The following is a 26062-nucleotide window of genomic DNA, read 5'->3' on the forward strand; positions in this document are numbered from 1 at the left end:
AATGGATTTTGGAGTTATTTTAAGAAGGGTATCAAAGTACCCTTTTTAAAATTCCAGCCATTTCTAGGATTTATAACACAAAGTGGAGCTGTTTTTCGATAAAAGGGTTCGAAAAACAGCTCCACTTCATTGGTGCGGGCAACAGGACTCGAACCTGCATGGTTGCCCACCAGAACCTAAATCTGGCGCGTCTGCCAATTCCGCCATGCCCGCGTATTATTCTGCTGTGTCCTTCTATTATACCCTCTTTTGGCCTGGGGCGCAAGGAAAACTTTGCCCAGGCCTTGCTTTTTTTTTCAAAAAGTCGTATTCTATATAAGCTGCCAGCTTATCAGCTGCCTGCTCTTGCCCCGGCAGCGGTCAGTCGAAACATCCTGACCTTAAACAAAACTAATTACAAGGAGAGAACCATCATGTCGAACAAAACCAACGTCCGTTTTCTGGCGCTCAGCGCTGTGATTGCCGCGCTGTACGCCGCCCTTACCTATGCTGCCGCTATGCTCAATCTGGCATACGGCCCGGTGCAGCTCCGCTTTTCAGAGGCCCTCACCGTTCTTCCCGCTTTTACTCCCGCTGCCATTCCCGGCCTGGCTGTTGGCTGTCTGATTGCCAACCTGGGCAGCCCTTTGGGCATGGTAGACTGGGTATTTGGCACTGCCGCCACGCTGCTGGCCGCGCTGGGCACGGCGGCTGTCTCCAAAATTCAGTACAAGGGCTTGCCCCTGCTGGCCCCACTGCCGCCGGTTATTCTCAATGCCCTTGTGGTGGGGTTGGAGATCTCCTGTCTCAACGGGGACGGGGCTTTCACCTGGTCTGCCTTCACGCTGGCCAATTTCGGCTACAGCGCCCTTACTGTGGGACTGGGCGAGCTGGCGGTCTGCCTTGTGCTGGGTCTGCCTCTTGTAGTTTTGCTGGAAAAGGCCGGTCTGCGCAAAATGCTGGCTGCTTCTCAGCTGTGATTTCTCTATAAACAATAAACGAAAAAACCCTTGGGATGTGATTGCATGTCTTCCCTGTCAGCCCTCAGGCGGCGGTTGGCCGCTTGGGTAAAAACCGCTCCGCCTGTGCGGGTGATTGCGGCCAGCTTTTTGCTGCTGGTTCTGCTTGGCTGCTTCTTGCTGACGCTGCCGGTCTCCTCTGCCGCAGGAACCCTCACCCACCCTTTAGACGCTCTTTTCACCGCCACCTCGGCCACCTGTGTCACCGGGCTCTCGGTGGTGGACACCACTGCCCACTGGTCTCCCTTTGGCCAGGGGGTTCTTCTGGCGCTGATTCAGCTGGGGGGACTGGGCCTTTCCACCTTTGCCACTGGCTTTTCCCTGCTGGTCCGGCGGCGGCTGGGCCTGCGGGAGATGGTGCTCACGGGCGAGGCCAGCGGCAGCGACATGCCGGACGCAGCGGCATTGCTAAGGCTGATGCTGGGCTTCACCTTTTTGTGTGAGGGCCTGGGCGCAGGCCTGCTGATGCTCCGGCTGGTTCCCCAGTATGGGGTGCAGGGGGTATGGCCCTCGGTATTTGTGGCGGTTTCGGCCTACTGCAACGCAGGGTTTGACATTCTGGGCTTTGTGCCGGGGAACAGCAGTCTCACAGCCTTTGCCGGCGACCCCCTGGTCTCGCTGACCATTTGCGGGCTGATTGTCACCGGCGGGCTGGGCTTTGTGGTGGTGCGGGACCTGTATCTGTGCAAGCTGCGGGCCCCCTTGCGCCGCCGGGGGGCCGGGCGGCTGAACTTTCACTCGCAGATTTGCCTGCGGGCAACGCTGGCCCTGGTGGGGCTGGGGACGCTGGGCTTTTTTCTGTTGGAGTATGACCAGACCATGTCCCACCTGAATGTATTGGAAAAGCTGGTGGCGGCGCTGTTCCAGTCGGTAAACACCCGCACGGCAGGCTTTGCCTCAGTGGACATTGGAGCGCAGACCAGCTTTACCAAGGTGCTCTCGGTGGCGCTCATGTTTATTGGGGGCTGTCCCGGCTCCACGGCAGGGGGGGTAAAGACCACCACTCTGGTGGTTTTGCTGGCGGCGGTCAGCTCCACGCTGCGGGGGCGGGGGGAGGCCTCGGTTCTCCGGCACCGGTTCGCGCCCGGGGTGGTGTACAAGTCCCTAACCGTGGTGCTGCTGGGGCTGGCGGTGGTGTTTGCCGACGCCACGGCCCTCAGTCTGCTGAACCCGGAGATTCGGTTTATTGACGTTCTCTACGAGGCGGCTTCGGCCTTTGGCACAGCGGGGCTGACAGCAGGAGTGACCACCCGGTTGGAGCCTGTCTCGCGGTTGATTCTGTGCGTCACCATGTTTATTGGCCGGGTGGGGCCTCTGTCCTTCGGCCTTTCCATCTGGATGCGCGCCAAGCCCTCTCCCGCCATCCTCCCCGAAGGCCGCATGCTCATCGGCTAACCCAGCGTGACGCTGGACCCAGTTCGCGGGGCGGTGAGTTGGTGGAGCCAACTCATAGGCACAGCCAGCCCTACTGAGAGGGAGTAGCTGGGTTGGTAGTCGCGGTTTGGAGGTGGCTGCTGATTAGGTGGGTTTTAAGAGGTGTGTGCCAGGTGTGTCAGCTAAAAACAGGGGCTTATATATACGAGGTTAATATTTTTACCCTCTATATTCTGTTGACACACCTGACACACCTGGTGATTCAGCACGTCTATGGCTGCTCGTGCAGGGGGGCTTTTGGACGAAAAGACATTCTGCGAATAGAGGAAGGAGCTCGTTTGTTATGGAAAGCAAAATGGTTCTGGCGGAGACAGAGCGTTTGATTTTGAGGCGGTATCAGCCAGGGGATCTGCAGGACCTGCTTGAATACCTGTCTGATGAAAGGGTGGTGGAGTTTGAGCCCTACAAGCCCATGACTCTTGAGGAGGCAAGGGACAATCTGGCGTGGCGCATAAGCACCGACGAGATGATTGCTGTGGAGCTTAGGCAGACCCACAAAATGATTGGCAATGTCTACCTGGGCAAGCGGGATTTTGAAGCGTTGGAGCTGGGATTTGTGTTCAACCGGGGCTATTGGGGGCAGGGCTATGCTGCGGAAGGCTGCCGGGCTCTGATTTGCCGGGCGTTTTCTCAGGGGGTTCACCGCATTTACGGAGAGTGCGACCCCTGCAACCAGGCCTCTTGGCGGCTGATGGAGGCCTTGGGCTTTCAGCGGGAGGCCCACCTGAGAAGGAATGTCTACTTCTGGAAGGACGAGACCGGGGCCCCTGTGTGGAAGGACACCTACATATATGCCAAGCTGAACCCAGGGGAATAGACCTTTAGGGGCTGCTTAAAAATAGAGGGGATGACAGGGTCCAGGCATCTGCTCTTATCATCTAAAGGGACCGGCGTTCAGCATGTAAAAAGCTGAGCGCCGGTTTGTTTTGACAGGGCGGACTGGACTTCCTGGTCAACACTCAGCCGCTGCTGTCATATAAATGGGGTATACCCCTATCTGACGGCTTCCATGCTGCCCGGCCAAGTCCCCCTGATTTGCGGGTGTACCAGGGCCAAGCCCCATACTGCCAGAGAGAGGTTTTGGGCAAGCCTGCCGGCAGTATGGGCAGACCTGGGGAGCGCCGCCCATACCCTTTGATGGGCCTGCCGCCGGCCAGCTCACAAGGGCTGGGGGAAGTTTGCCGGAACCGCCATGTTTTCGCTTTTCTCCTCTACAAGGGGCTTGCAATTTGGGGTTGAAATGTGCTACAATAAGACGGTTAGTGTGCCCTGCTTTTTTCTCTACCCGCATTATTTGCCCGTCCGCCTCCGGCCGGGCTCGAGAAAGGACGTTTCCCTATGAAAAACAGCATCAAGCGCTCTGTTTCCATCCGTGTGGTGGCTACTCTGTCTGCCACGCTTCTGCTCAGCTTTCTTACCAGCTTCAACATTTTCCGCATTCAGACCACCCAGGCCGAGACCCAGCAGGCAAACGCCCTGCTGCAGCGGGCGCAGCAGGCAGAGACCGCCCACTACAAGTGGGCCTCTGGCCTGAGCAACGCCCTTTATGCCGGCGCGGAGTTCACTGGCAGCATTGACCCCACCACCTGTGTGCTGGGTCAGTGGCTCTATGGCGAGGCCTACACAGAGGACCCCCAGGTGCTGGCGCTGCGCTCTCAGCTGGAGCCCCTGCATAAGGAGCTTCACGAGTCTGCCACCCATGTGCTCAACACAATGGAGACCTCGCCTGAGGAGGCTCAGGCCTACTATCAGGACACCATTCTCAAGAATCTCTCCACCCTGGTGGGCCTGCTGGACCAGGTGGTGGAGCGGGGCGGGGAGCTCAGCGAGGTGTGCAACGCCAAAATGGACAGCACCACCACAACCATGCATGTCACTGCGGGCGTGTGCCTGCTGCTGGCTCTGCTGTGCCTGATCAGCCTCATTCAGTTTGTGATGAGAAAGGTCATCAAACCCATTCTGCACATTACTGAGCGCAGCCGTCAGCTTCAGGAGGGCCGTTTGGAGCTGAAACTGGACTATGAGTCTCAAAACGAGCTGGGCGACCTGTGCCGCATCCTACGGAACTCTATGGCTCTCATTGACAGCTATGTGGCGGATATCAACCAGATTCTGGACCAGGTCTCTCAGGGAGACTTCAATGTGAGCACTTTCACCGACTACATAGGTGATTTCCGCTCCATCCAGACCTCCATTGACAGCTTTACCTCTACGCTCTCTGCGGCTTTGGAGGGGATTAAGGCTGCGGAGCAGCGCATCTCTCAGAACGCCGACCAGCTGGCCAGCAGCAGCCAGTCTCTGGCCCAGGGCGCCACCGAGCAGGCCAGCTCGGTAGAGGAGCTGTACTCTACCCTAGACGACCTGTCCCGCAGCGCGAAAAAGAATGTGGAGATGGCTGCTGAGGCCCAGAGCCGGGCCACCCGCACCGGCCAGCAGGTTACGGCCAGCAGCAGCCAGGTTAAGCAGATGGTGGCTGCGATGGAGGACATCAGCAACACCTCTCAGCAGATTGGCCAGATTATTGCCACAATTGAGAACATTGCCTTCCAGACCAATATTCTGGCCCTGAACGCCGCGGTGGAGGCTGCTCGTGCGGGCGACGCGGGCAAGGGCTTTGCCGTGGTGGCCGGCGAGGTGCGCAGCCTGGCGGCCCAGTCTGACCAGGCGGCAAAGGCCACAAAGGACCTGATTGACAACTGTGTGCAGGCTGCTGAGCGGGGCAGCGCGCTGGTGGGCGATGTGTCCTCCTCCCTGCAGGAGACCCTGGAGCTGGTCACCCACTCGAACCAGGACATTGGCGTGATTGCCGATGCGGTGCGGGGCGAGGCTGAGGCCATTGAGCAGGTTACTGAGGGCATTGGGCAGATTTCCGCAGTGGTGCAGACCAACTCTGCCAGCAGTGAGGAGTCTGCCGCTGTAAGCGCCGAGCTGTTCTCCCAGTCCAACCGGCTGAAGGCCGAGACCGGGCGGTTCCAGCTCAAGGCCTAAGCCTATGTATGACCCACTCACCTCCCGTGCCATTGACTTTCTCTGGGAGCTCTCTTTGAACAACCAGCGGCCCTGGTTTCAGGAGCACAAAGAGGAATACCGCAGGGTGTTGGAGCATCCCTTTCGCTCGCTGGCCCAAGAGACTGCCGGGCTGATGCAGGCGCGCTGGCCCAAGTATGGGTTTCAGCCCAGAATTTCCCGCATTTACCGGGACGCCCGGCGGCTGTTTGGCCGGGGCCCCTATCATGACCATCTGTGGTTCTCTTTGCAGCGGATGGAGGCTGCTTCCCGGGGCCCTATGCTCTGGTTTGAGCTGGGCTTGGAGGGCACCGCTCACGGCCTGGGTTTTTGGGACCAGACCGCAGCTCAGGCGGAGGCCTTTCGCAGGCACATGGACCGGGACCTGACCCGTTTTGAAAAGCTGGTGACAGGGATTCCCCACTGGGAGCAGGGCCGTTTGTGGGGCGAGGAGTACAAGCGGCCCAAGGGGGACAGAGGAGAGCTGCTGAACCCCTGGTACAACCGCCGCCATTTGAGCGTAGGGTATGAGAACTTTTTTGGTGACAGGCTTTTTGACATGCAGCTGCCGGAGCTGCTGGCAGAGTCCTTCTCTGGCCTGATGCCCATGTATGATTTCTTTTTGGAGGTTTGGGCTGCGGAGCCCGGGCCTGTGGAGGAGCGCAGGTAGGCGGCGTTTCGGTTGTGTTCAATGAAAAGAATCCCCCCTCTCAGTCTAATGAACAGGGACTGAGAGGGGGGATTTTCCTTGCCTTTGGCAGTGTGTCCTGGCAGAAGGCTGCGCCTTGCCTGCCTGGAACTGGAAATAAGGCTCTGTGGTCAGTTCTTGTCTTTTCTTTGCAGCAGCACAGCTCCAATAATGATTGCGCCCTTGAAGGCTGCGCTCAGGTAGGGGTCTACGCCAATCAGGTTCAGCAGGTTGTTCATCACCGCCACAATCAGTGTGCCAAACACCGTGCCGATTATAGAGCCCCGTCCCCCAGACATGCTGGTGCCGCCTACAATCACCGACGCAATGGCGTCCATCTCAAACCCGCTGCCTGCGCTGGCATAGTCCATTGAGCCAATGCGGGAGGTCTGGATTACAGCCGCAATGGCCACCAAAAAGCCTGTTAGGGCATACACCCGGCGCTTGACCTTGCGCACATTTACCCCAGAGAGCCGGGTGGTCCGCTCGTTGGAGCCAATGGCGAACACATAGCGGCCAAAGCTGGTCTTCTGAGAGATGATGTACATAGCCGCTGCCAGCACCGCCCAGTAAATAATGGGCATCAGCTGCTGGCCCCCAATGTCGAACCGGGCAATGGCCTTATAGGCGTCGGGCAGCTCGGTTTTTTGGGCCTTCATGCAATACTGGGTGACGCTGCGCAGAATCTGCATGGAGCCCAGGGTGGCAATAAAGGGGGGCATTCTGCCATAGGAGATGAGCAGGCCGTTGCCCTCGCCCAGCAGACTGCCCAGGGCCATAGCCAGCACCAGGGCCAGCAAAATGGCGGGGATGCCCTCCAGGCCGATGCCAGCCAGCCAGCCGCCAGCCCCGGTGTTTAGCAGCACCATCAAAAAGGCGCCCACTGTGACATACACCGAGCCCACAGACAGGTCGATGCCCCCGGAGATGATTACAAAGGTCATGCCCAGGGCAATGATGCCAATGCCTGCGTTGCCCCTTAGCAGAGAGACCCAGTTTTGCAGCCAGTTTTGAAACCACTGGCCAAAGGTATCAAAGCTGGTGTTCATGCTCAGGGCCAGGGTTTGCACAATCACCATCACCAGCAGGGCCATGCCAGTGCTGAACAGGGGGCTGCCCCGCCACAGGTCCCGCAGCCGGTGCAGTATGCCCATTGCGCCCTCTTTTCTCTTTTCCGCCTTATCCATTTGCCGCCATCCTCTCTTTCTGTTCTCCTTCGCCGCCGCCAGTGGCCAGCCGCATAATCTCCTGGTCGTTAAGGGCCTCGCCCTGCAGCTCGCCCTGCACCCGGCCGTGGAAAAGCACCAGCGCCCGGCTGCACAGGCGGACAATCTCCTGGGCCTCGCTGGACAGCACCACCACAGCCACGCCCTGAGCAGCCAGCTTCAAAATGGTGTCGTATATGTCCTCCTTTGCGCCCACGTCCACACCCTGGGTGGGGTTGTCGAAAATCAGCACCTTAGGCTCTGCGTTCAGCCATTTGGCCAGCACCACCTTTTGCTGGTTGCCGCCGGAGAGGCTTCCAATCCGGTCGCTTTGGGCGCCCATTTTGATTCTCAGGGCCTCTGCCTGCCGCTGAAAGTCCTCCCTCACCTGCTTCCAGTTGAGAAAGCCCCCCCGGCCCTGCCTGGGCCAGGTGACAATGGAGCCGTTCTCTAAAATGTCCATGTCCTTGATGATGCCGTTCTCCTTCCGGTCCCGGGGCACATAGCCAATGCCCAGGGCCACTGCCTGACTGGTGTTCCTTACAGTGACAGGCCTGCCCTCTAGGTACAGCTGGCCCTGGTATTTGCCCCCGCTGCCAAAAATGGCCTGGAACAGCTCGCTTCGGCCGTCTCCCAGCAGGCCGGTAAAGCCCAGCACCTCCCCCGCCCGCACCGAGAAGCTGACGTCCTCAAAGCGCCGCTCCTGGCTCAGGTGCTGGGCCCGCAGCACCTCCTGGCCCAGGCTGTGCTCCTGCCGCAGAGACTCGGTGCGCACCGCGTGGCCCACCATGTGCTGGGCCAGCTGGTCCACAGTGGTGCCGGCCACGTCTCCGGCAGCAACCATAGCCCCGTCTCGCAGCACGGTGTAGCGGGTGCACACAGCCATCACCTCCTTGAGCTTATGGGAGATGAACACCATGGCCACCCCCTGGCTTTTCAGGGTGCGCATCATGTCAAACACCCGGTCAATCTCCGGGTCGGTGAGCGAGGTGGTGGGCTCGTCCATAATAATGACAGCTGCCTCCATGAGCAGGGCCCGGGCGATTTCCACAATCTGCTTGTAGGAGGCGTCCAGGTCCCGCACCATGACCCTGGGGTCCAGGTCCACGCCCATGCGGTCAAATACCTCCTGGCAGCGCTGGCACATTGCCCTGCTGTCCAGCAGACCGGCCCGGCCCTTCAGCTCGCGGCCAATAAACATGTTCTCAAAAATGGCCAGGTCGTTCACCAGGTTCAGCTCCTGGTGGATAAAGGCCACTCCTGCTGCCAGAGACTCTGCCGGGGTGCGGAAGCGCACGGGCTGGCCATCCAGCCGCAGCTCTCCCTGGTCGGCGGGGAGCACACCCCCCAGAATATTCATCAGGGTGGACTTTCCCGCGCCGTTCTCTCCCAGCAGGGCGCAGATTTCGCCCCCGCTGACAGTAAAATCAATGTCCCTCAGCACGTTGTTGGCGCCGAACGACTTGTAGATGTTCCGCATTTCCAGTGTCATAGGCCATCCTCTCCCTCTCTTTGCAAAAAGGCTATGACGAGTGCGCCATAGCCTTTTTTCATTGACGGGCCGCGCAAAGCCGCGCGCTGCTCCGCCGGTATGGTCAGGCTGCTGCCTGGGCAAAGGTTTGCTGCCCGGGTAAAAGCCGCTGCCCGGGGCAAAAGCCGCTGGCAGATACCGCTGGCCCCTCAGGCCTCCCTCTGGTCAGCCTGGCAGGGGGGGTAACGGCAGCCCTGCTTTGTCATACCTGGTTTTCAGTTTGTTTTGGAACAGACCGCCCGGCTTAGTAGGGAGACTTCTCGTCCAGATAGTCGGCGCAGTTCTCACGGTCGACCACAGTGGTGGGGATGATCTTCTCCTGGTCCACGGTCTCGCCCTTGAGCAGAGCCACGGCCATGTCCACTGCGTCCTTAACCATGTCGGGGCTGTACAGAGCGGACTGAATCCAGATCTCCTCGTTCTCGGGCATCATGTTAAAGTACTCCTGGCACCCGCCGCCGCCGGTGACCACCTTGATGTCCGTGCGCTTGGCCTCAGAGATGGCCTGCAGCACGCCGATAGAGGTCTCGTCGTCCATAGAGAACACAGCGTCGATCTGGCTGTTGCCCTGAAGAACATCAGCAAAATCCTTCAGGCCAGCCTCGCGGGTAAAGGCAGTCTCATAGTACAGCAGCTCCATGTCAGGGGCAATCTCCTTAATCTTCTCCTCAAAGCCCTGCTTGCGCAGCTCGGAGACAGAGCCAGAGGAGGGAACCTCAAGAACAGCCACCTTGCCGGTGGTGCCAATCTTGTCCACAATGTACTGTGCGCTCTGGGTGCCCATGTCCACATTGTCGCCAGCCACATGATACACGCCGTCCACGTCAATGACAATGTCGAAGTTCACCACAGGGATGCCAGCGTCAATCAGGCCCTTGATGGGGTCCTCCATGCCCTCCCACTGGGGGAAGGCAACCACTGCCTGGGCGCCCCAGGTCTTCAGCTCGTCGATCTGGTTGGTCATCTCCTCTGCGTTGCTGCTGGTGAGCAGGCGGTACTCCACTGTGTCGCTCAGCTCCTCGCAGCGCTCCTGGGCGTAGTAGGCCACGCCAGCCACCCAGCCGTGGGTAACGGCAGGAGCCAGAATGCCCACCTTGAGCTTCTCGCCAGAGGCTGTTTCAGAGGACTCGGCTTCAGAGGACTCCTCCGAGGTAGAGGACTCGTCCGCTGCGCTGGACTCGGAAGACTCGGGCTGAGAGGCTTCGCTGCTGGGGGTGCTGGAGCTGGACCCGCTGTCGCCGCCGCAAGCGGCAAAGCAGGTGCACAGCAGCGCCACAGCCAGCAGCAGTGCAAGAACTTTCTTCATGTTGGTTTTCCTCCTTAAAATAGAACCACGAATTGGTTTTTTCACAGGCCAAAGGCCCATGTTATGGACCATTATAGCAAATCAGTCTGGAAATTTCAAGCCATATTCCGTAAAATCTTCCTCCACAGCTGCGCGAGTATGCTGGGGTTGGGGCGGTCCATTTATTTTTTCAAATGCCAGAAAATGTCTTTTATTCCTGTTCCTGATGCGCTATAATAGAGATATCGCCGGAGGATGTTCCGGCAGAGCAAACGGCCTATATCCTATTTATTATGCTTGCAAAAGCAAAAGGAGAGTTTATTATGGCAAAAATTATCGGCAGGCCCGCCCCTTCCAACATGCCCTGGCAGGACAAGCCCGCAGGCTGCGACAAGCCCGTTTGGCGTTATGACCAGAACCCCATTATCAAGCGGGACGCGATTCCCACCTCCAACAGCATTTTCAACTCTGCTGTGGTGCCCTTTGGCGACGCTTACGCCGGGGTCTTCCGCTGCGACAACCGGGGGGTGGAGATGGACATCTTCGCCGGTTTCTCTCAGGACGGCATTCACTGGGACATTAACCATGATCCCATTGTCTTTGAGGGAGAGAAGGACGTGGTCCGCAAGGAGTACCGCTATGACCCCCGGGTGTGCCTGATTGACGGCAAATACTACATCACCTGGTGCAACGGCTACCACGGCCCCACCATTGGCATTGGCTGGACCGAGGACTTCAAGACCTTCCATCAGCTGGAAAACGCCTTTTTGCCCTATAACCGCAACGGCGTGCTGTTCCCCCGGAAGATTGGCGGCAACTTTGCTATGGTCAGCCGCCCCAGCGACACCGGCCACACCCCCTTTGGCGATATCTTCTACAGCGAGAGCCCGGACCTGTGCTACTGGGGCAAGCACCGCTGGGTGTTTGGCACAGCCAATGGCTGGCAGAGCAAGAAGGTAGGCCCTGGGCCCACCCCCATCGAGACAGACGAGGGTTGGCTGATGATTTACCACGGGGTGCTGAACAGCTGCAACGGCTTTGTGTACCGGTTTGGCGTGGCCCTGCTGGACATTGACCGGCCCTGGATTGTGAAGGAGCGGGGGAACTTCTATGTGTTTGGGCCTGAGGTGGACTATGAGCTCACCGGCGATGTGCCCAATGTGACCTTCCCCTGCGCCACCCTCACCGACCCGGAGACCGGGCGCATCACCATTTACTATGGCGCAGCGGACACGGTGACAGGCCTGGCCTTTACCACAGTCGACGAGCTGTTTGCCTACATGCGCAAGTACCCCATGAATGTGGGCGACCAGGAGGACAAGTAACCAGCCCAGGCGCGGCTGATGGGGGCGGGGAGTCTGGCACGAATGTGCGTTCGATTTTTCTTGACATTTTTTGGGCTCTATGGTACGATTCTGTTAGAACAAGCGTTCTGATTATTGCAAAGGAGTTGTACCGGATGAGCACAACAAAGCCCTATCGGAACTATCAATATGAGACGGAGCGTTTTCTTCTCCGCCAGGTGGAGGAGGCCGACGCCCCGGCCCTGCTGAAATGCTATGCCGACCCTGCCGCTGTGGCCAAGATGAACGAGGATAACTGTATGCGGGGCTTTCTCTGTGAGACGGAGGAGGCGCTGCGGGCCTATATCCGCATTTGGCAGAGCGAGGACTATGCCCGCCCCGCTGTAATCGACAAGGCCACCGGGGAGCCGGTGGGCACCCTGGAAATTTTTGGCGGCGAGACTGGTGTGCTGCGGGTGGACCTGCGGGCAGACTATGAGACCCCGGAGACGCTGCGGGAGCTGTATACCCTGGCAATGGAGCGGTTTCCCAAGGACTTCCCTATGGGGGCCATGGTGACCAAAGCGTCTGTTAAGGCCCCCCACCGCCGGGCTGTGCTGAAGGAGCTGGGGTTTTCCGGGCCGGAGAGCTTTCGAGGGTATGAGGACTACTACCGGATGGCGGTCAGACACCTGGGGCTGGCCTATTGCGGGCTGGCCTGCTGCCTGTGCAGCGAAAACTCGGACTGCACTGGCTGTCAGAATGGGGACGCGCCCTGCTTTGAGGACTGCGAGAACTTCCCCTGTGTGCGGGAGCGGGTGCTGGCCGGGTGCTGGGAGTGCCCGGATTTTCCCTGCGGCAAGGGGATGCACAGAGACAACCTCCGGGCCAGGGCCTTTGTGCAGTTTGCTAGGGAGTATGGCCCGGACAGGCTGATGGAATGCCTGGAACGCAACCGCTGGGCTGGGGTGGTCTACCACCACCCGGGGAAGCTCACCGGAGACTATGACCTGCCCACAGAGCAAGAGATTTTTCAGCTTTTGCTCCACGGGCCAATGGGCGGCGGTTGATCTGGCTGCCCTGCCGGAAAAGGCCAGCTGTCTTGGCTGGCCTTTTTGGCATGTCTGCCTGGGGGGCATTCGGGTAAGTATACCCGGGTAGTAGACCGGGGTAGTAGTATGCCCGGACCATTTTTCGGGCTGGGGCAGCACAGTAAGGACAGTCAAAATAAAAGATAAAGGATGATGCACATGCGCGAAAAAGCGCTGGCACTGCTGAGACAATATAATGAAAGCGAGGCCCTGGTCCGCCACGGCATGCAGGTGGAGGCCATTATGCGGTTTTATGCCCGGCAGGCTGGGGAGGACCCGGAGTATTGGGGCTGCGTGGGCCTTTTGCACGATGTGGACTATGAAAGGTATCCGGAGGAGCACTGCAAAAGGGCTGTGGAGATTCTCAAGGAGAACGGCTATGACGAGGCCTTTATCCACGCGGTGGTCAGCCACGGGTTTGGGCTGGTGACCGATGTAGAGCCCCAGCTCTACATGGAGAAGGTGCTGTACACCATTGACGAGCTCAGCGGGCTGATCAATGCCGCGGCCATTATGCGCCCCTCCCGGTCTGTGATGGACCTGGAGGTGAAAAGCGTGAAGAAGAAGTTTAAGGACAAGAAATTCGCCGCAGGGGTGGACCGGCAGGTGATTCTGGACGGCTGTCAGCGTTTGGGGGCAGAGCTGGACCAGGTGATGGAGCAGTGTATTCTCGGCATGCGTGAAAACCATGAAGAGATCGGCCTGTAAGGAGGAGGAGCATGCCTAACGACAGCCGCTTTGCGGTGCTGATTGACGCGGACAATATCTCGGCCCGGTATATCAAGCTGATTCTGGACGAGATCTCCAAGGACGGCATTGCCACCTATAAGCGCATTTACGGGGACTGGACCAACCCGGCGCTGATTTCCTGGAAATCGGCCCTGCTGGACAATTCGGTGATTCCCATTCAGCAGTACAGCTACACCACAGGCAAAAACGCCACAGACTCGGCTATGATTATTGACGCTATGGACATTCTCTACTCCGGCCAGGTGGAGGGCTTCTGCCTGGTGTCCTCTGACAGCGACTTCACCCGGCTGGCCGCCCGGCTGCGGGAGTCTGGCATGACGGTGGTGGGCATGGGGGAGAGCAAGACCCCCAACTCCTTTATTGCCGCCTGCAACAAGTTCAAATATCTGGACATTCTCTCTGCAGCGGACGAGGAGGAGCCGGAGGAGCCGGTGAAAAGGCTCCCCGCGCCAAAGGAGAAGAGGCCGACAGCCAAAAAGGCCCCGGCCAAGCAGGCCCGGCAAAAGGAGGAGCCACCCCGGCAGCCTCAGCCCCCTCGGGAGGAGCCCAAAACCAGCCTGCGCACCATCCGCCGGGCGCTGCGGAGCATTGTGCGGGAGAACTCGGAGGAGGACGAGTGGATGATTGTGGGCAAGGTGGGCAATCTTCTGCTTAAGCGTTACCCGGACTTTGATGTGCGCAACTTTGGCTTCTCCAAGCTGACGCCCTTTCTGGACTCGCTGGACATGTTTGAGATTAAGTCGGAGCGCAAGGACAACAGCGGCTCGCCGCAGATGTATGTGAGGCTGAAGGGGTAGAAAGGAGGCAGAGAATGAATACGAAAAGGCTTGCGGAGGAAATCGCCGCCAAGCTGGGGCAGATGCTGGGAACAGTCCAATTAGCGGCTGTCCGGTCTGTCTATATCTCCGGCTCCTATTGCCGGGGCGACTGGCTGGATCACAGCAGCGATTTGGACGTTAACATTGTCCTCCGCGACACAGCCCAGTCTGTTCAAGACAAAGATATTCAGTGGATACAGTCTTCGATTGAAAAGGGGAAGGCTGGCCGCAATTTCCCCTCTCAGTGCCCGGGCGGGGTTGACTTGGGTCTGATTTCTGAGAAGTATATCCCCAAAACACAGGCAGAGGCCAGCATTCCCTCGCCCTATTCCCCGTTTTCCACCACCATGTTTGACTTGAAGGCGTACCATTTGACGCTGTATGGGGAGGACCCTGAGGAATTTCTGCCTCCTGTCCCTGTCCCCTCCCGCTGCGCAGGGGCTTGGCTCCGCTTTCTGTGCGGGCGGCAGACAGACTCCAGCCCCAGGGCAATGTTCGGCGCGTATAAAGCGGTCACTGCCGCACAGCTGTATTTTGGTGAGCCTACGCTGAACAAATACCGTATGCTGGAATTGTACCAGAGGTATGTTCCTGATTTTCCGGACAAGCCCTTTGGGGAACAGGTCATACGCAATTATATTGGCTCCTTCTATCCAGAGCGTCCCCCGCTTCTGCTGCCTGCGGCCCGGTACGCGGCTTTTATGACAGAGCTGGAACGGCTTGTTGAGAGCAGTTGACGAAAAAAGCTCCCTGTATCACCCGATACAAGGAGCTTCTTTTCTTCTATTCTGTCAGCAGCGCCTCAAAGGCCAGCCGCTCGCTGCCGTCTGTCAGGGTGATTACGCCCCGGTATGCCAGCCCCGCCTTGGCCATGACCCGCTGCATGGGCTGGTTGTCCCGGTGGGTGTCCCCCCGGACAGCCTGCACCCCCCGGGCCCTTGCCTGGCGCTTCAGCTCCTCAAAGAGCTCTCCCGCCAGGCCCCGGCCCTTGGCGTTGGGGTCTACTGCCGCCCGGTGGAGAAAGCCGTATTCACCCCGGCCCAGCCAGCTGCCGTTGGCAATTACGTCGTAGGTGGGCTCGTGGCCAAAGCTTAAGCAGGCGTAGGCCACGACCCGGTGGTTTTCTACGATGACATATCCGTCGCCCGCCGCCACATCCCGGCGGACGTCCTCCCCATTGGGGTAGCCGTCCTGCCACTGGTCCACCCCAGCAGCGGCCAGGGCCTGCCGGGCCTGGTCAAACAGCCGGGCAACTGCGGGGATGTCCTCCTCCCGGGCCAAACGCAGGGCGGCCATCACAGGGCCTCCACCTTCAGGCAGTCGTTCTGCGCGGTGACAGCCACTGCGCAGAGGCCCATGCCCTCCTGCTGGGCAGCGCCCTGCTCTACCAGCAGGGAGGCGATTTTGTCCTCCACCTCCCGGCGTATCCGGTTGCGCAGGTCCCGGGCCCCGGACTTGCCGCCAATGGAGCTTTTAGCCAGCGTCCGGCAGGCGGCCTCGTCATACTGGAACTGAATGCCCTTCTCCTTGAGAGAGTCCACATACTCTGCCAGCATCAGCCCGGCGATTTGGGTGAAGTCCTCCTCTGTCAGGGGGCGGAACATGACCACCTCGTCAATGCGGCTGAGGAACTCTGGCCGCAAAAACTCGCTCAGGGCCTTCTGGGCCTTTTCCCGGCTCATGTCGGCGGCGGTTTTGGCAAAGCCCAGGGCGCCCTCCTTGCGCTCGCTGCCCGCGTTTGAGGTCATGACAATCACGGTGTTTTCAAAGCTCACGGTTCTGCCATGGGCGTCAGTCACCCGGCCCTCGTCCAGAATTTGCAGCAGAATGTTCAGCACATCCGGGTGGGCCTTTTCAATCTCGTCAAACAGCAGCACCGAGTAGGGCCGCCGCCGGACCTTTTCGGTGAGCTGGCCGGCCTCGTCGTAGCCCACATAGCCCGGGGGCGAGCCAATGAGCCGGGACACCGAGTGCTTCTCCATAAACTCGGACATGTCCAGGCGGATCATGGTCTCCGGGGTGTCAAACAGCTCCTGGCTGAGCACCCGCACCAGCTCGGTTTTGCCGGTGCCTGTGGGGCCCACAAAGATAAAGGAGGCAGGGCGGCGGCGGGGGCTGACCTGCACCCGGCTGCGGCGCACTGCGGCAGACACAGCCTCCACAGCCTCCTCCTGGCCGATGATGTGCTTTTTCAGCGCGGCCTCCAGGCCGGCCAGCTTTTTCAGGTCCCCGGCCTCAATCTTCGCGGCGGGGATGCCGGTCCACAGCTCCACCACATAGGCCAGGTCCTTCTCCTCCACCGGGGCAAAGACCCCTTCGCTCCGCAGCCGGTCCAGGCCCTCCTCTAAGGTGGCGATGCGGTAGTGGGTTTTGGCCAGCTCCTCATAGTCCACCGTGGCATTGCCCGGGCTGGAAAGAGCCTGCTCCCGCACACGCTCCTTGCCCAGGCTCTGCTCCATCTCGTCATACTCGGCCAACCGGCTGTTGCGCAGGGCGGCGCAGGCGCAGGCCTCGTCCAGCAGGTCAATGGCCTTGTCCGGCAGATAGCGGTCGTTGATATACCGCTCGGCCAGCACCACAATTCGCCGGGCCACAGCGTCAGATACAGTTACCCGGTGGTAGCTCTCGTAGTAATTCTTGATGCCCAGAATCACCTGCACCGCATCCTCCAAGGAGGGCTCGGTGACAGTCACCGGCTGAAAACGCCGTTCCAGGGCAGCGTCCTTTTCAATATATTTCCGGTACTCGTTAAAGGTGGTGGCCCCGATGACCTGAATCTCTCCCCGGGACAGGGCGGGCTTGAGGATGTTGGCGGCGTTCATGCTGCCCTCGGCGTCGCCGGTGCCCACCAGGTTGTGGACCTCGTCAATAAAGAGGATGACATTCCCGTCGGCCCGCACCTCCTCTACCAAGCCCTTGATACGGCTTTCAAACTGCCCCCGGAACTGGGTGCCTGCCACCAGGGCGGTCAGGTCCAAAAGCTGGATCTCCTTGTCCTTCAGCCGCACGGGAACGTCCCCCTGGGCAATGCGCAGGGCAAGGCCCTCGGCCACAGCGGTTTTGCCTACGCCGGGCTCGCCGATGAGGCAGGGGTTATTTTTGGTGCGGCGGGAGAGGATCTGCACCACCCGCTCAATCTCCTTCTCCCGGCCGATAATGCTGTCCAGCTCTCCCCGGCGGGCCCGGGCGGTCAGGTCGGTGCAATAGCTTTGAATATGCTTGCGCTTTTTTTTATGCACGCTCTCCTTGCGGTCCCGCACCCCCTGGCCGGGAAAGCCCCAGCTGTTCTGGGGGCTGTCGCTGCCCAGCACCATTCCGGGGGACAGGGTGGCTGCGCCTCCGGGGGAGAAGTCCTCTTCGTCCTCCTCCCCGTCGTTTTCCAGGGCGTCCATGCGCATCATCTGGGTCATCTGCTCTGTGGCCTCCTGAAACTCCTCCTCGGTCATACCCGTGTGGCGTTTCAGGGTGTCCATCATGTTGTTCATCAGCTCGTTGACAGGCTGGATGCCCAACTCTTTGGCGCACACAAAGCAGTAGCCCTTCATGTCCTTGCTGTCGGTGGACTGGGACACGAACACAGTGGCCGGCCTTTTGCGGCATCGTGTACACAGCATCATCATAAATATCCTCCCTCTTGCCGGTCCGTCCCGGCTGTTCCGAGAAGGGGAACACGGGCCATGCCGCATTCCCCTTTGTCCGGCATTCCGCCAGTATGATATCAAAGCTTGGGACAGAGCCCCTGTGCTGGCGGCAGTCTGCTTCCGGTCAGACCCTTGAGCCCAATTATACCACGGAAGCTTCGCCATTTCATTAACAACCTTTTAACTTTTCCCGTCTGCCCTGGTTTTATGAGTGAAAAAACCGCTTTGCCGGAAAACAGGGCGGCTCCCCTGGCTTACGGCCGGGGGAGATGCGGATTTCACCTGCTGCAAAAGGGGAGCTCTCCCTCTTGGGGCACTTCCTCGATTTTCCCCTTGTCCACCCAGTGCAGCCTGCCCATGTGGAAGACGCGGGCCTCTGTGACAAAAACAGCGCTGTTGTCCTCCATGGCGCAAATGGGCAGCTGGCGGGATATCTCCTGCAGCTCCTCGGTCAGCCGCCGGTCCTTGGGGTCAAAATGGGGCTTTACCGTAAGGTCTGCCAGCCCCAGGCCCGGGTAGGGGTGGGGGGAGTCCTTGGTGTCCAGCGAACGCCTGGCCATGTTGATGGCCCCGGCGCTGACTCCCAGCACTACCCCGGAAAAGTCCCGGAGCACCGGGTCCAGCCCCAGCTTGTGGAGCAGCTGCCGCTGCTGCCCCGGGTGTCCGCCCATCAGAAATACACAGGAGGCCTCCCGGACAAGGGCCGCGGTCCGGGCAGCCTCCATCCGCTGGTCAACCACAGTATGGCGGGCAAAGCTGAGCCCATATTCCAGGAACATCCCATACATCCCCGCGCAGTCGTTGTCGTTTCTCTCGTAGTCCTCTGGCCAGGCGCTGACAAACACCAGGCTCTCCCGGCAGACCAGGGCCTTGCCAAGCGCTTCGGCCACCTCCGCCGGAAAGCGGCGGCTGGGAAAGCCGCTGAAAAAGCCCAACAGACGCTGTTTCATTTTTTGTCCTCCTGGGGGCCTTCCCCGGTTTTCTCCGGGGCCTCGTCCCGAAGAATGGACAGGAAGATTTGAAAGTAGCGAAACGCCGCGTATGCCATCATGACCCCTGTGGCCCCCAGCAGCCCATAGGCCCACAGGTGGACTGTGTGGGGCTGTGCCAGAGCCAGGCCGTCCATGGCCACAATAGCTGCCACGGACACATAGAACATCACCGTGGCCACCTTGCCATACCATTTGGCCGCGCAGGGACGCTTGTGCTTTTTCAGCAGCACCAAAGCGCAGCACAGCATCAGCAGCTCTTTGAGAATAAACAGCAGCAGCAAGGGCCGGATGGCCGGGAACCGCAGCGCGATGCACAGGGCCACCACCCCTTGGGTCAGCTTGTCGGCAAAGGGGTCCAGCATTTTGCCCAGGTCGGTGATTTGATCAAAGCGTCTGGCCACCCAGCCGTCCAGCATGTCCGTCAGGCCGGAGAGCGCCAGCACGCCGGCAGCGGCGGGCACATTGCCCCGCAAATAAAACACCGCAAAAAACGGCACAATCAAAATGCGGGCCGCTGACATGGCGTTGGGTATGGTTACAATTCGGTTGGATGCTTTTTTCTCCTGGGCCATGGGGGCGCTGTCCTTTCCTTTTCCCTTCCGGACGCTCCGGCTTCTGATTTCCTTCTCCGTCATCTCCATATTATGCCTTTCGTTCTCCTATGTATCTCTTGTCAGCTGAACATGGCCTTCAGGGGGTTCAAGTCCACAAAGGTCCCCGCAATCAGCGAGCTGTTCAGCACCTCCCCCACCTGATATTCTGTAGATGCGTCCAGCAGCGGCATGAACACGGTAAGGGCCGCTACCACAATCCACACGCTGAGCAGCGCCAGCAAAAAGCCGAACACCCCGCCCAGCAGGCCGTCCACTGTGCCCAGAATGGGCAGCTTGAGCAGCCTGCCCACCAGCGCGGCCAGAAAACGCACCACGACCATAAACAGGCAGAACAGAACAATCACGGCCAGCACCTTTAAAAAGCTGATGAGCACCGGCGCGAGATAATTGGTGATCATTACTGCGGCCTGCTCGGTCTGGGCCGTGATCTCTCCGCTGACAGAGGAGGCGGTTACACCGGCCTCCTCCAGGGCCCGCACCAGAAAGTCTGGCAGCGAGGCCAGAATCTGCTCCACAGCGGCAAGGGCGTTTCCGGCTCCCAGGTCCTCCAGGGTGCTGCCGATTTTCTCAATCATGGCACCCCGGAAGAAATTGTCGAACAGCCACCGGGCGGCAGCCCCGCCCAGCACCGAGGCCAGACAGACGGCGATTACCGAGCCGAGAAAATGCACCGCTGACCGGATAAAGCCTCTTTGAACTCCTACAAATACGCAGATCAGGCACACGCCCACAATGATGGCGTCCAGCACATAGCCCATCCCAGGTTCCTCCTTTTCACGCGCCTTCTCTGTCCTGTCCGGCGCTGTTAAAGTAGATTGTAACACAAAACAGGGGTTTCTACAAGAGGGAAACCCCTTACAGTTCTCTTTCAATCAACAGAAGACGGCTCTGGCTGGGGGGAGGAGGGCGCGTTGGCCTCTTTGCCGTTTGCGCTGACCGTGCGTATTTCGCTGACGCCTAACACATAGGCCCGGCTCTCGCTGGAAAGGGCAATGCTTTTGGCGTCCGGGCCAGCGTCCGCCCGGCCCAGCTCCATGCCGGTGGCGTAGTCGCAGAAGATGACGTCGCCCCCTGCCAGCATACCCACCACGCCCCCAGACACGGACAGGGCCTCGATGCGGGTGTCCCGGTCAATGCGTACCGGGTTGGCCTCGTTGTAGGCCTCGGCTCCATTGTAGATGAGCAGGGCGCTGTCGCCTGCGTGCTCGTAGGCGGAGATGGACAAAAACGCCCGGCCCGCGCTGAGGGCAAAGGCCGTGAGCTGGCGGCCCTGGTAGCTCACCTCTGTAAACTGGTAGTCGGGAGAGGTGGCGGACAGCATGGCCCCGTCTCCCACGCTGTAGATGACGCCGTTTTCTCCCCAGGAGGCTGCCAGCAGCAGATTGTCCCGGGTTTCATACTGGGCCACAGGGTCTGTTTGGGTAAAGTCAAGCACAGTCAGCCGCGAGACCATTTCCCCCTTTTCGCTGCACACAGTGCACACGGCCCCGAAGCTGCCGTCATGATTCAGGGCAATAGCGGTGATATAGTCGTTGGCAAAGGGGTATTCATATTGCAGGCTGCCGTCGGGCATGTAGACCTCCAGCTTGGAGGCTCCGTGGCTTCCTTCCAGTCCCAGGGCATATTTGCCGTTGGGGGCCGCGCTGCCGCAGATGATGTCCTCGCTGCTGACAGCCTCTACCGCAACCCGGCCCCCGGACACCAGCAGATAGCCGGTGCTGCCGCGGTTATAGAGGAGGTATTTTCCCCCCGCAGCCTGCAGCACAGGCCGGTTCAGGCTGTGGCGCAGAGAGAACTCCTCTTTGCCGTCCCCGTTTACCGAGGTGAAAGCGGTGTTGCTGAGCACCAGCACCGAGCCCCCGGCGGACAGGAAATTTCCCTCATACACGTCTGCGCCGGTGATGCCCACAGGGTAGCCGTCGCCTGCGTTAGGGCCCTTCAGCTGCAGCCGGGCCCATTCCTTCATGTGGTCCCAGGTCAGATACTCCCGGTTGACCCAAAGGGAGAGGCCGATTACCACTGCCAGCAGCGCCAGGGAGATATGGTACACGGCCCGGGGCAGCTGCCGCCGCTCCCGGTTTCGGGTATACTCCTCCTGGCTGGCCTCCTCCTCATACTCATACTGGGCCAGGGGCTGGCTCATTTCCTCGGGGGGGTCCCCGCTGGTCTGGGGCTGCGGCTCCTCCTGCCGGTAGTCCTTCAGCCGTATGACCTTGGTCTCCTGGTCTCTGCTGTGCTTGGGCATATGACTGCCTCCCTTCTGGCTGAGCTGTGGTTTGGGTGTGACGGCGGAATAAAGGGTGCTGGGGTTTTGCGGACCTGGATGGCTTTGATGCTTGGAGCAGTGGGGGGCTATTTTGTATTGTATGGGGCGGTGGCCTTTGGCGGGCGGTTGGCCCGTGAGGAGATACCTCACACGGCGTTTGGCGTGGGTGGCGGTTCGGGGGCTCTTTCTTCGCAAGCTTTGCTTGCTCAGGCGGCCCCCGAGGCCAGCGGCAGCGTCCCACCCCGCCCTCCCCCAATGCTTAGGGCTTTAAGGGCTTTGTCGAATGTCCGCTAAAGCGGTCATTCGATAGGGAACCCCCGACGAGGGTCCCCTACGGAAAACGTCCCACTGGGACGTTTTCCTACCCTCCTGCGTTTTTGGGGGGTGTTTTAAGGTCAAGGTCGCCTCCGGCGGCTTAAGAAACTTTCTGTAGAAAGTTTCTTAAGGATCTTCAAAGACTTTTTGTTCGCGCACCAACCGCGTTGGTAGAGGTAGCTTTTCTTCCCGCGATGTCGGCCTTCTGTCACCAAAGTCACCGGCGAACGCCCCAAAAAAATCTGCTGGTTTAACCAACCCCCAAACCGCGACTAAGAACCCCGCTACCCCCTCTCAGTAGCGTTGGCTGTGCCTATGAGTTGGCTTCGCCAACTCACCGCCCCGCGAATTGGGTCCAGCGTCACGCTGGGCGTCACGCTGGTAGAAGACTTGGTTTAGGTAGAGGCCGCTGGCTGGGGCGGTGGGGCCTGCAGCCCGCCGGTCCCGGGCCGCTATTACCCCGGGGATGTCCTCTGGCTTTAGCCGCCCCTGCTGTACTTCCAGCAATGTCCCCGCCATAATGCGCACCATGTTGTAGAGAAAGCCGTCTGCCGCTACGGTGAATACTACCAGGTTCCCCCGCCGCTCTACCTTTGCCGCTGTGACGGTCCGGGTCAGGTCTCCCTTCTCCCGCTTGTCCAGGGTGCAGAAGGAGGTGAAATCGTGCCGGCCTGTGTAATGCCTTGCGGCCTGGTCCAGCAAAGCCTCGTCAATGGGATACCAGTAGTGCAGCGCCCGACCCCGGAGAAAGGGCTCCCGCACCCGGTGGTTCCATATCTCATAGCAGTATTCCTTGCCCTGGCAGCTGTATCGGGCGTGGAAGTCCTCCGGCACCTCCCGGCAGTCCCGCACAGCAATGTCATCGGGCAGCCAGTGGTTCAACGCCGCCGGGAACCGCGCCGCCGGAATGGCGCATTCTGTCTTCAGGCTGACGCAGAACATCCGGGCGTGCACCCCGGTGTCTGTGCGGGAGCACCCCTTGATGTCCTCCCGCCGCCCGGTCACCTGGTAAAGGGCCTCTTGAAAGGCCCCCTGCACGGTGGGGGCGTTCTCCTGAATCTGCCAGCCGTGGTAGGCTGAGCCGTCGTAGGCAAGGGTGAGCAGCAGGTTGCGCATGGGAGTGCCTCCTTTTTCTAGAGCCTGTGCGCGGCGGCTTCAGGCGTGTTTATCTTTTGGTATAGATCAGATCGGTCATCCCATTATACGACTGGACTTGAAGCAGCCGGAGCGGGATCTCCCGCGTTCCGCCTTTGAACAGCCGGACACCGGAGCCCAGCAGGGTTGGGATGACAGTAATATGGTAGCGGTCGATGGCGTCCGCGTTTACAAGCTGCTGGACAAGATTGGCCCCGCCGCATATCCAGATGCCCTTGCCTGGTTCCTTTTTCAAGGCCTCTGTCAAATGGACAGGGTTGCTGTGGGTAAATCGGATTTTCTCGGTAGAGGCATGTCCCTTATGGGTAAACACATACGTTGTAAAATCCTCATATACCCAGTCTTCGGGAGAGAGCTCTGTGACAATTTGACGGTATGTGTTCCAGCCCATAAGAATCGTATCGATCCCTTCCACAAATCGGGAATAAGAATCTGAGGTTTCTTCTTCGCTGCTTTGTCCCTGCAGCCAGTCTACGCCGCCCATGCTATCGGCAATATATCCGTCCAGGCTCATTGCAATAAATAAAGTGGTATTTCGCATGGTTCTTCTCCTTTCTTACCGGAGCTTAGCCCCCGGCAGAGCCAGGTTCAGGACAATAAACGCCCCCAGGGCCAGCGCCGCCGAGGCAAGAATCAGCCAATCCTCATGGCCAAAGCGCAGGACCTTCATTTTGGTGCGGCCCTCGCCTCCGTGGTAGCAGCGGCTCTCCATGGCCGTGGCCAGGTCAAAGGCCCGGCGGAAGGCGGAGATGAACAGGGGGATGAGCACCGGCACCAGGGCTTTGATCCGCTGGACGAGCCCGCCGCTCTCCATGTCTGCTCCTCGGGCCTTCTGGGCGCTCATGATTTTGTCTGTCTCCTCTAAAAGCAGAGGCACAAAGCGCAGGGCAATGGTCATCATCATGGCGAAATCGTGCACCGGCACCCTTAGCTTGGCCAGGGGCTTCAGCAGCCGCTCGATGGCGTCGGTCAGCTGGGTGGGGGAGGTGGTGAAGGTGAGCACTGAGCTTGCCAGAATCAGGGTGACAATGCGGATGGACACAAAGGCGCTGTTCAGCAGCCCGGCCTTGGTGATTTTCAGAAAGCCCCATTGCCACAGGGGCTCTCCCGCGCCGTAAAAGACGTTGAGAACCGCAGTAAAGACCACAATGAACAGAATGGGCTTCAGGCTTTTCAGGTACAGCTTGAACGGGGTGCGGGACAGGGCCACGCCCAGAAAAATGTACCCCACCCCCAGGGCCAGGGAGAGGAAATTTGCTGCCGAGAAGATGAGCACAATAACAAACACGGTCAGGCACAGCTTGAGCCGGGGGTCTGCCCGGTGCATGGGGGACTTTGCCGGAAAATACTGCCCCAGTGTGATATCAGAGAGCATGTCTGCCACCTCCCTCTCTTGTCTGCCGGGTTTGCGGCGCAGGCCCGGCCTGCCCCTTTTGGATGAGACAGGGCATGAGCTGCTTCAGGGCGTCGTCTACCGTGAGGACGCCCGGGTCTACCGGCCAGCCCTGCTTTTGCAGCTCCTGCATGATTTTGGTGATTTGGGGCACCCGCAGGCCGATTCTTTCCAGGTCCTCCCCCCGGGAGAACACCTCTTTGGTGGGAGCCAGGGCCTGCTTGTGCCCGCCGCTCATTACCAGCAGCCGGCCGGCCATGCGGCCCACGTCCTCCATGCTGTGGGACACCAGCAGAATGGTGTTGCCCCGCTTTTGGTGGTACTGGCTGATTTGGGCCAGCAGCACGTCCCGGCCCCGAGGGTCCAGTCCGGCGGTGGGCTCGTCCAGAATCAGCACCTCCGGGTCCATGGCAATGACCCCCGCAATGGCCGCCCGCCGCTTTTCGCCCCCGGAGAGCTCAAAGGGGGACTTTTCCAGAAGCTCCTCCCGCAGGCCGGTAAAGCGCGCGGCCTCATAGGCCCGCTCTCTGGCTTCGCTGTCAGAAAGGCCCTGGTTTTTGGGGCCGAACATAATGTCCTTGAGGACAGTCTCCTCAAAAAGCTGGTATTCTGGGTATTGGAACACCATGCCCACCTGAAAGCGCACGGCCCGGATTTTCTTGGGCTCGGCCCAGATGTCGTGCCCGTTGAGCAGCACCTGGCCGGAGGTGGGGCGGATGAGGCCGTTGAGGGTTTGAATCAGGGTGGACTTGCCGCTGCCTGTGTGGCCGATAACCCCCACGAACTCCCCCTTCTCAATGGAGATGGACACGTCCTCCACCGCCGTCTTCTCAAAGGGTGTGCCCTGGCCGTAGATATAGGTTAGGTTTTTGGTTTCTAAGATTGGCATATGCACGCCCCCTGCCATTGGTTTTCCTCCAATTCCTTCCACAATGTATCATAAATCCGGTTCAGGCGCTCTATGATTTCCGGGTTTGCATCCACTGTTTTGTCCATAAACCGTGTGCCCCGCTCACCCATAAAATCCACGCAGTACAGCAGGGCATAAAAGAGAAACGCCCTCCTCTGCATCTCGCTCAGCTCCATTTCCTCCAAAATATACTCCACATAGCGGGTGTCGCACGCCATGTTCAGCAGCGCTGTATAGGTCAGCGCCGCCTGAGTCAGCCTGTCCCCTATCCCAATCCAGTCCACATCAATAATACCGGACAGCGCCCCATTGTGGACCAGCAGGTTTTTTGTGGTGATATCGTCCAGATAGGCCACTGGCTCCACGGCCGCGAAGTATTCCTCAAACTGGCCCATACTGCCAGAGAGCCTGTCTACCTTTTCCACATCAAAATATCCGTTCCGGGCAATCCGTTCCCGGGCCCGGCTCAGCATTTCCTCAAGGAAGCCGCTCCACTTCCAACCGGCTGCCAGGTTATCCAGACTGAGCCCGGCGACCCGGTCCTGTATCTCTACCACCTGTTTGGCCAGCTTCCGCTTTTCCCCCTCGCTCAGCTCCGGATAAACAGGGCCCAGGTCCTTGCCCTCTATATAAGACAAGACAAGATATTCATACCCCTCAAAATTCCCGTTTCCCAGCACCCGAGGG

General features: G+C 59.5%; 24 protein-coding genes and 1 tRNA gene. 10 read left to right on the top strand and 15 right to left on the bottom strand.

Annotated features, from left to right (window positions below):
- Nucleotides 1-130: 130 nt before the first annotated feature.
- Nucleotides 131-213: transfer RNA gene (locus tag ACTO5E_RS04185), tRNA-Leu, on the bottom strand.
- Nucleotides 214-413: 200 nt separating this feature from the next.
- Between ACTO5E_RS04185 and ACTO5E_RS04190 the strand changes: the two genes are divergently transcribed.
- The 5 genes from ACTO5E_RS04190 to ACTO5E_RS04210 all read left to right on the top strand — a co-directional run bounded on the left by ACTO5E_RS04190 (nt 414) and on the right by ACTO5E_RS04210 (nt 6108).
- Entirely contained in the window at nt 414-959 is a 546-nt protein-coding gene (locus tag ACTO5E_RS04190) for a QueT transporter family protein (protein ID WP_482301834.1), read from the top strand.
- A 45-nt stretch (nt 960-1004) separates the two neighbouring features.
- Nucleotides 1005-2393 (top strand): TrkH family potassium uptake protein, encoded by a 1389-nt coding sequence (locus ACTO5E_RS04195; RefSeq protein WP_482301836.1) that lies wholly within the window; start codon nt 1005-1007, stop codon nt 2391-2393.
- A 322-nt stretch (nt 2394-2715) separates the two neighbouring features.
- Nucleotides 2716-3249, top strand: a complete 534-nt coding sequence (locus ACTO5E_RS04200) for a GNAT family N-acetyltransferase (protein ID WP_482301838.1) — start codon at nt 2716-2718, stop codon at nt 3247-3249.
- Between the two features lie 521 nt (nt 3250-3770).
- Nucleotides 3771-5420 (top strand): methyl-accepting chemotaxis protein, encoded by a 1650-nt coding sequence (locus ACTO5E_RS04205; protein ID WP_482301840.1) that lies wholly within the window; start codon nt 3771-3773, stop codon nt 5418-5420.
- A gap of 4 nt (nt 5421-5424) precedes the next feature.
- Nucleotides 5425-6108, top strand: coding sequence for a DUF2461 domain-containing protein (locus ACTO5E_RS04210; RefSeq protein WP_482301842.1), 684 nt, complete (start codon nt 5425-5427; stop codon nt 6106-6108).
- A 149-nt stretch (nt 6109-6257) separates the two neighbouring features.
- Here ACTO5E_RS04210 and ACTO5E_RS04215 read toward each other — a convergent pair whose 3' ends face one another.
- The 3 genes from ACTO5E_RS04215 to ACTO5E_RS04225 all read right to left on the bottom strand — a co-directional run bounded on the left by ACTO5E_RS04215 (nt 6258) and on the right by ACTO5E_RS04225 (nt 10168).
- On the bottom strand, nt 6258-7313 hold the full coding sequence (locus ACTO5E_RS04215) for an ABC transporter permease (RefSeq protein WP_482301843.1): 1056 nt from the start codon (nt 7311-7313) through the stop codon (nt 6258-6260).
- Nucleotides 7306-8823, bottom strand: a complete 1518-nt coding sequence (locus tag ACTO5E_RS04220) for a sugar ABC transporter ATP-binding protein (protein ID WP_482301845.1) — start codon at nt 8821-8823, stop codon at nt 7306-7308. Before ACTO5E_RS04220 ends, ACTO5E_RS04215 begins: the two co-directional genes overlap by 8 nt.
- A 283-nt stretch (nt 8824-9106) precedes the next feature.
- Entirely contained in the window at nt 9107-10168 is a 1062-nt protein-coding gene (locus ACTO5E_RS04225; RefSeq protein WP_482301846.1) for an ABC transporter substrate-binding protein, read from the bottom strand.
- Between the two features lie 299 nt (nt 10169-10467).
- On the opposite strand from ACTO5E_RS04225, the gene ACTO5E_RS04230 reads away from it, so the two are divergent.
- From ACTO5E_RS04230 to ACTO5E_RS04250, 5 genes are all read left to right on the top strand, one after another.
- The gene (locus tag ACTO5E_RS04230; protein ID WP_482301870.1) at nt 10468-11472 is read left to right on the top strand and encodes a glycoside hydrolase family 130 protein; all 1005 of its coding nucleotides are present in this window, start codon (nt 10468-10470) and stop codon (nt 11470-11472) included.
- Nucleotides 11473-11606: 134 nt separating this feature from the next.
- On the top strand, nt 11607-12500 hold the full coding sequence (locus ACTO5E_RS04235) for a GNAT family N-acetyltransferase (RefSeq protein ID WP_482301848.1): 894 nt from the start codon (nt 11607-11609) through the stop codon (nt 12498-12500).
- Between the two features lie 171 nt (nt 12501-12671).
- Nucleotides 12672-13229, top strand: coding sequence for an HDIG domain-containing metalloprotein (locus tag ACTO5E_RS04240; protein ID WP_482301849.1), 558 nt, complete (start codon nt 12672-12674; stop codon nt 13227-13229).
- A gap of 11 nt (nt 13230-13240) precedes the next feature.
- Nucleotides 13241-14068, top strand: a complete 828-nt coding sequence (locus ACTO5E_RS04245; protein ID WP_482301850.1) for an NYN domain-containing protein — start codon at nt 13241-13243, stop codon at nt 14066-14068.
- A 14-nt stretch (nt 14069-14082) separates the two neighbouring features.
- Nucleotides 14083-14826 (top strand): nucleotidyltransferase domain-containing protein, encoded by a 744-nt coding sequence (locus ACTO5E_RS04250; protein ID WP_482301851.1) that lies wholly within the window; start codon nt 14083-14085, stop codon nt 14824-14826.
- A 46-nt stretch (nt 14827-14872) separates the two neighbouring features.
- On the opposite strand, the gene ACTO5E_RS04255 is transcribed toward ACTO5E_RS04250, so the two are convergent.
- The 11 genes from ACTO5E_RS04255 to ACTO5E_RS04305 form a co-directional block, all read right to left on the bottom strand.
- Nucleotides 14873-15385: a GNAT family N-acetyltransferase gene (locus ACTO5E_RS04255; RefSeq protein ID WP_482301852.1), complete on the bottom strand. Its 513-nt coding sequence runs from the start codon at nt 15383-15385 to the stop codon at nt 14873-14875.
- A complete protein-coding gene (locus tag ACTO5E_RS04260) occupies nt 15385-17703 on the bottom strand; it encodes an ATP-dependent Clp protease ATP-binding subunit (RefSeq protein ID WP_482301872.1) in 2319 nt (772 codons plus the stop codon). Before ACTO5E_RS04260 ends, ACTO5E_RS04255 begins: the two co-directional genes overlap by 1 nt.
- Nucleotides 17704-18008: 305 nt before the next feature.
- Complete coding sequence (locus tag ACTO5E_RS04265) at nt 18009-18680, bottom strand: Type 1 glutamine amidotransferase-like domain-containing protein (RefSeq protein WP_482301853.1); 672 nt, start codon at nt 18678-18680, stop codon at nt 18009-18011.
- Nucleotides 18677-19363 (bottom strand): CDP-alcohol phosphatidyltransferase family protein, encoded by a 687-nt coding sequence (locus ACTO5E_RS04270; protein ID WP_482301855.1) that lies wholly within the window; start codon nt 19361-19363, stop codon nt 18677-18679. The genes ACTO5E_RS04265 and ACTO5E_RS04270 overlap by 4 nt, the downstream gene beginning before the upstream one ends.
- Nucleotides 19364-19395: 32 nt before the next feature.
- Nucleotides 19396-20094 (bottom strand): CvpA family protein, encoded by a 699-nt coding sequence (locus tag ACTO5E_RS04275; protein ID WP_482301857.1) that lies wholly within the window; start codon nt 20092-20094, stop codon nt 19396-19398.
- A gap of 110 nt (nt 20095-20204) precedes the next feature.
- Entirely contained in the window at nt 20205-21581 is a 1377-nt protein-coding gene (locus ACTO5E_RS04280) for a DUF5711 family protein (protein WP_482301858.1), read from the bottom strand.
- A 630-nt stretch (nt 21582-22211) separates the two neighbouring features.
- Nucleotides 22212-23033 (bottom strand): tRNA pseudouridine(38-40) synthase TruA, encoded by an 822-nt coding sequence (truA, locus tag ACTO5E_RS04285; protein ID WP_482301860.1) that lies wholly within the window; start codon nt 23031-23033, stop codon nt 22212-22214.
- Between the two features lie 49 nt (nt 23034-23082).
- On the bottom strand, nt 23083-23613 hold the full coding sequence (locus ACTO5E_RS04290; RefSeq protein ID WP_482301862.1) for a dihydrofolate reductase family protein: 531 nt from the start codon (nt 23611-23613) through the stop codon (nt 23083-23085).
- Between the two features lie 15 nt (nt 23614-23628).
- The gene (locus tag ACTO5E_RS04295; protein WP_482301864.1) at nt 23629-24447 is read right to left on the bottom strand and encodes an energy-coupling factor transporter transmembrane component T family protein; all 819 of its coding nucleotides are present in this window, start codon (nt 24445-24447) and stop codon (nt 23629-23631) included.
- Nucleotides 24437-25354: an energy-coupling factor transporter ATPase gene (locus ACTO5E_RS04300; protein WP_482301866.1), complete on the bottom strand. Its 918-nt coding sequence runs from the start codon at nt 25352-25354 to the stop codon at nt 24437-24439. The genes ACTO5E_RS04295 and ACTO5E_RS04300 overlap by 11 nt, the downstream gene beginning before the upstream one ends.
- Nucleotides 25342-26062, bottom strand: a 721-nt coding sequence (locus tag ACTO5E_RS04305; protein ID WP_482301868.1) for a phosphotransferase family protein, incomplete at its 5' end; no start/stop codon positions are given. The genes ACTO5E_RS04305 and ACTO5E_RS04300, both read right to left, overlap by 13 nt.

This window comes from Acutalibacter sp. (assembly GCF_056800975.1).

Coding starts and splice junctions, on each gene's coding strand:
- ACTO5E_RS04190 (WP_482301834.1), top strand. CDS start 414: ATGTCGAACAAAACCAACGTCCGTTTTCTGGCGCTCAGCGCTGTGATT.
- ACTO5E_RS04195 (WP_482301836.1), top strand. CDS start 1,005: ATGTCTTCCCTGTCAGCCCTCAGGCGGCGGTTGGCCGCTTGGGTAAAA.
- ACTO5E_RS04200 (WP_482301838.1), top strand. CDS start 2,716: ATGGAAAGCAAAATGGTTCTGGCGGAGACAGAGCGTTTGATTTTGAGG.
- ACTO5E_RS04205 (WP_482301840.1), top strand. CDS start 3,771: ATGAAAAACAGCATCAAGCGCTCTGTTTCCATCCGTGTGGTGGCTACT.
- ACTO5E_RS04210 (WP_482301842.1), top strand. CDS start 5,425: ATGTATGACCCACTCACCTCCCGTGCCATTGACTTTCTCTGGGAGCTC.
- ACTO5E_RS04215 (WP_482301843.1), bottom strand. CDS start 7,313: ATGGATAAGGCGGAAAAGAGAAAAGAGGGCGCAATGGGCATACTGCAC.
- ACTO5E_RS04220 (WP_482301845.1), bottom strand. CDS start 8,823: ATGACACTGGAAATGCGGAACATCTACAAGTCGTTCGGCGCCAACAAC.
- ACTO5E_RS04225 (WP_482301846.1), bottom strand. CDS start 10,168: ATGAAGAAAGTTCTTGCACTGCTGCTGGCTGTGGCGCTGCTGTGCACC.
- ACTO5E_RS04235 (WP_482301848.1), top strand. CDS start 11,607: ATGAGCACAACAAAGCCCTATCGGAACTATCAATATGAGACGGAGCGT.
- ACTO5E_RS04240 (WP_482301849.1), top strand. CDS start 12,672: ATGATGCACATGCGCGAAAAAGCGCTGGCACTGCTGAGACAATATAAT.
- ACTO5E_RS04245 (WP_482301850.1), top strand. CDS start 13,241: ATGCCTAACGACAGCCGCTTTGCGGTGCTGATTGACGCGGACAATATC.
- ACTO5E_RS04250 (WP_482301851.1), top strand. CDS start 14,083: ATGAATACGAAAAGGCTTGCGGAGGAAATCGCCGCCAAGCTGGGGCAG.
- ACTO5E_RS04255 (WP_482301852.1), bottom strand. CDS start 15,385: ATGGCCGCCCTGCGTTTGGCCCGGGAGGAGGACATCCCCGCAGTTGCC.
- ACTO5E_RS04260 (WP_482301872.1), bottom strand. CDS start 17,703: ATGCTGTGTACACGATGCCGCAAAAGGCCGGCCACTGTGTTCGTGTCC.
- ACTO5E_RS04265 (WP_482301853.1), bottom strand. CDS start 18,680: ATGAAACAGCGTCTGTTGGGCTTTTTCAGCGGCTTTCCCAGCCGCCGC.
- ACTO5E_RS04270 (WP_482301855.1), bottom strand. CDS start 19,363: ATGGAGATGACGGAGAAGGAAATCAGAAGCCGGAGCGTCCGGAAGGGA.
- ACTO5E_RS04275 (WP_482301857.1), bottom strand. CDS start 20,094: ATGGGCTATGTGCTGGACGCCATCATTGTGGGCGTGTGCCTGATCTGC.
- ACTO5E_RS04280 (WP_482301858.1), bottom strand. CDS start 21,581: ATGCCCAAGCACAGCAGAGACCAGGAGACCAAGGTCATACGGCTGAAG.
- truA (WP_482301860.1), bottom strand. CDS start 23,033: ATGCGCAACCTGCTGCTCACCCTTGCCTACGACGGCTCAGCCTACCAC.
- ACTO5E_RS04290 (WP_482301862.1), bottom strand. CDS start 23,613: ATGCGAAATACCACTTTATTTATTGCAATGAGCCTGGACGGATATATT.
- ACTO5E_RS04295 (WP_482301864.1), bottom strand. CDS start 24,447: ATGCTCTCTGATATCACACTGGGGCAGTATTTTCCGGCAAAGTCCCCC.
- ACTO5E_RS04300 (WP_482301866.1), bottom strand. CDS start 25,354: ATGCCAATCTTAGAAACCAAAAACCTAACCTATATCTACGGCCAGGGC.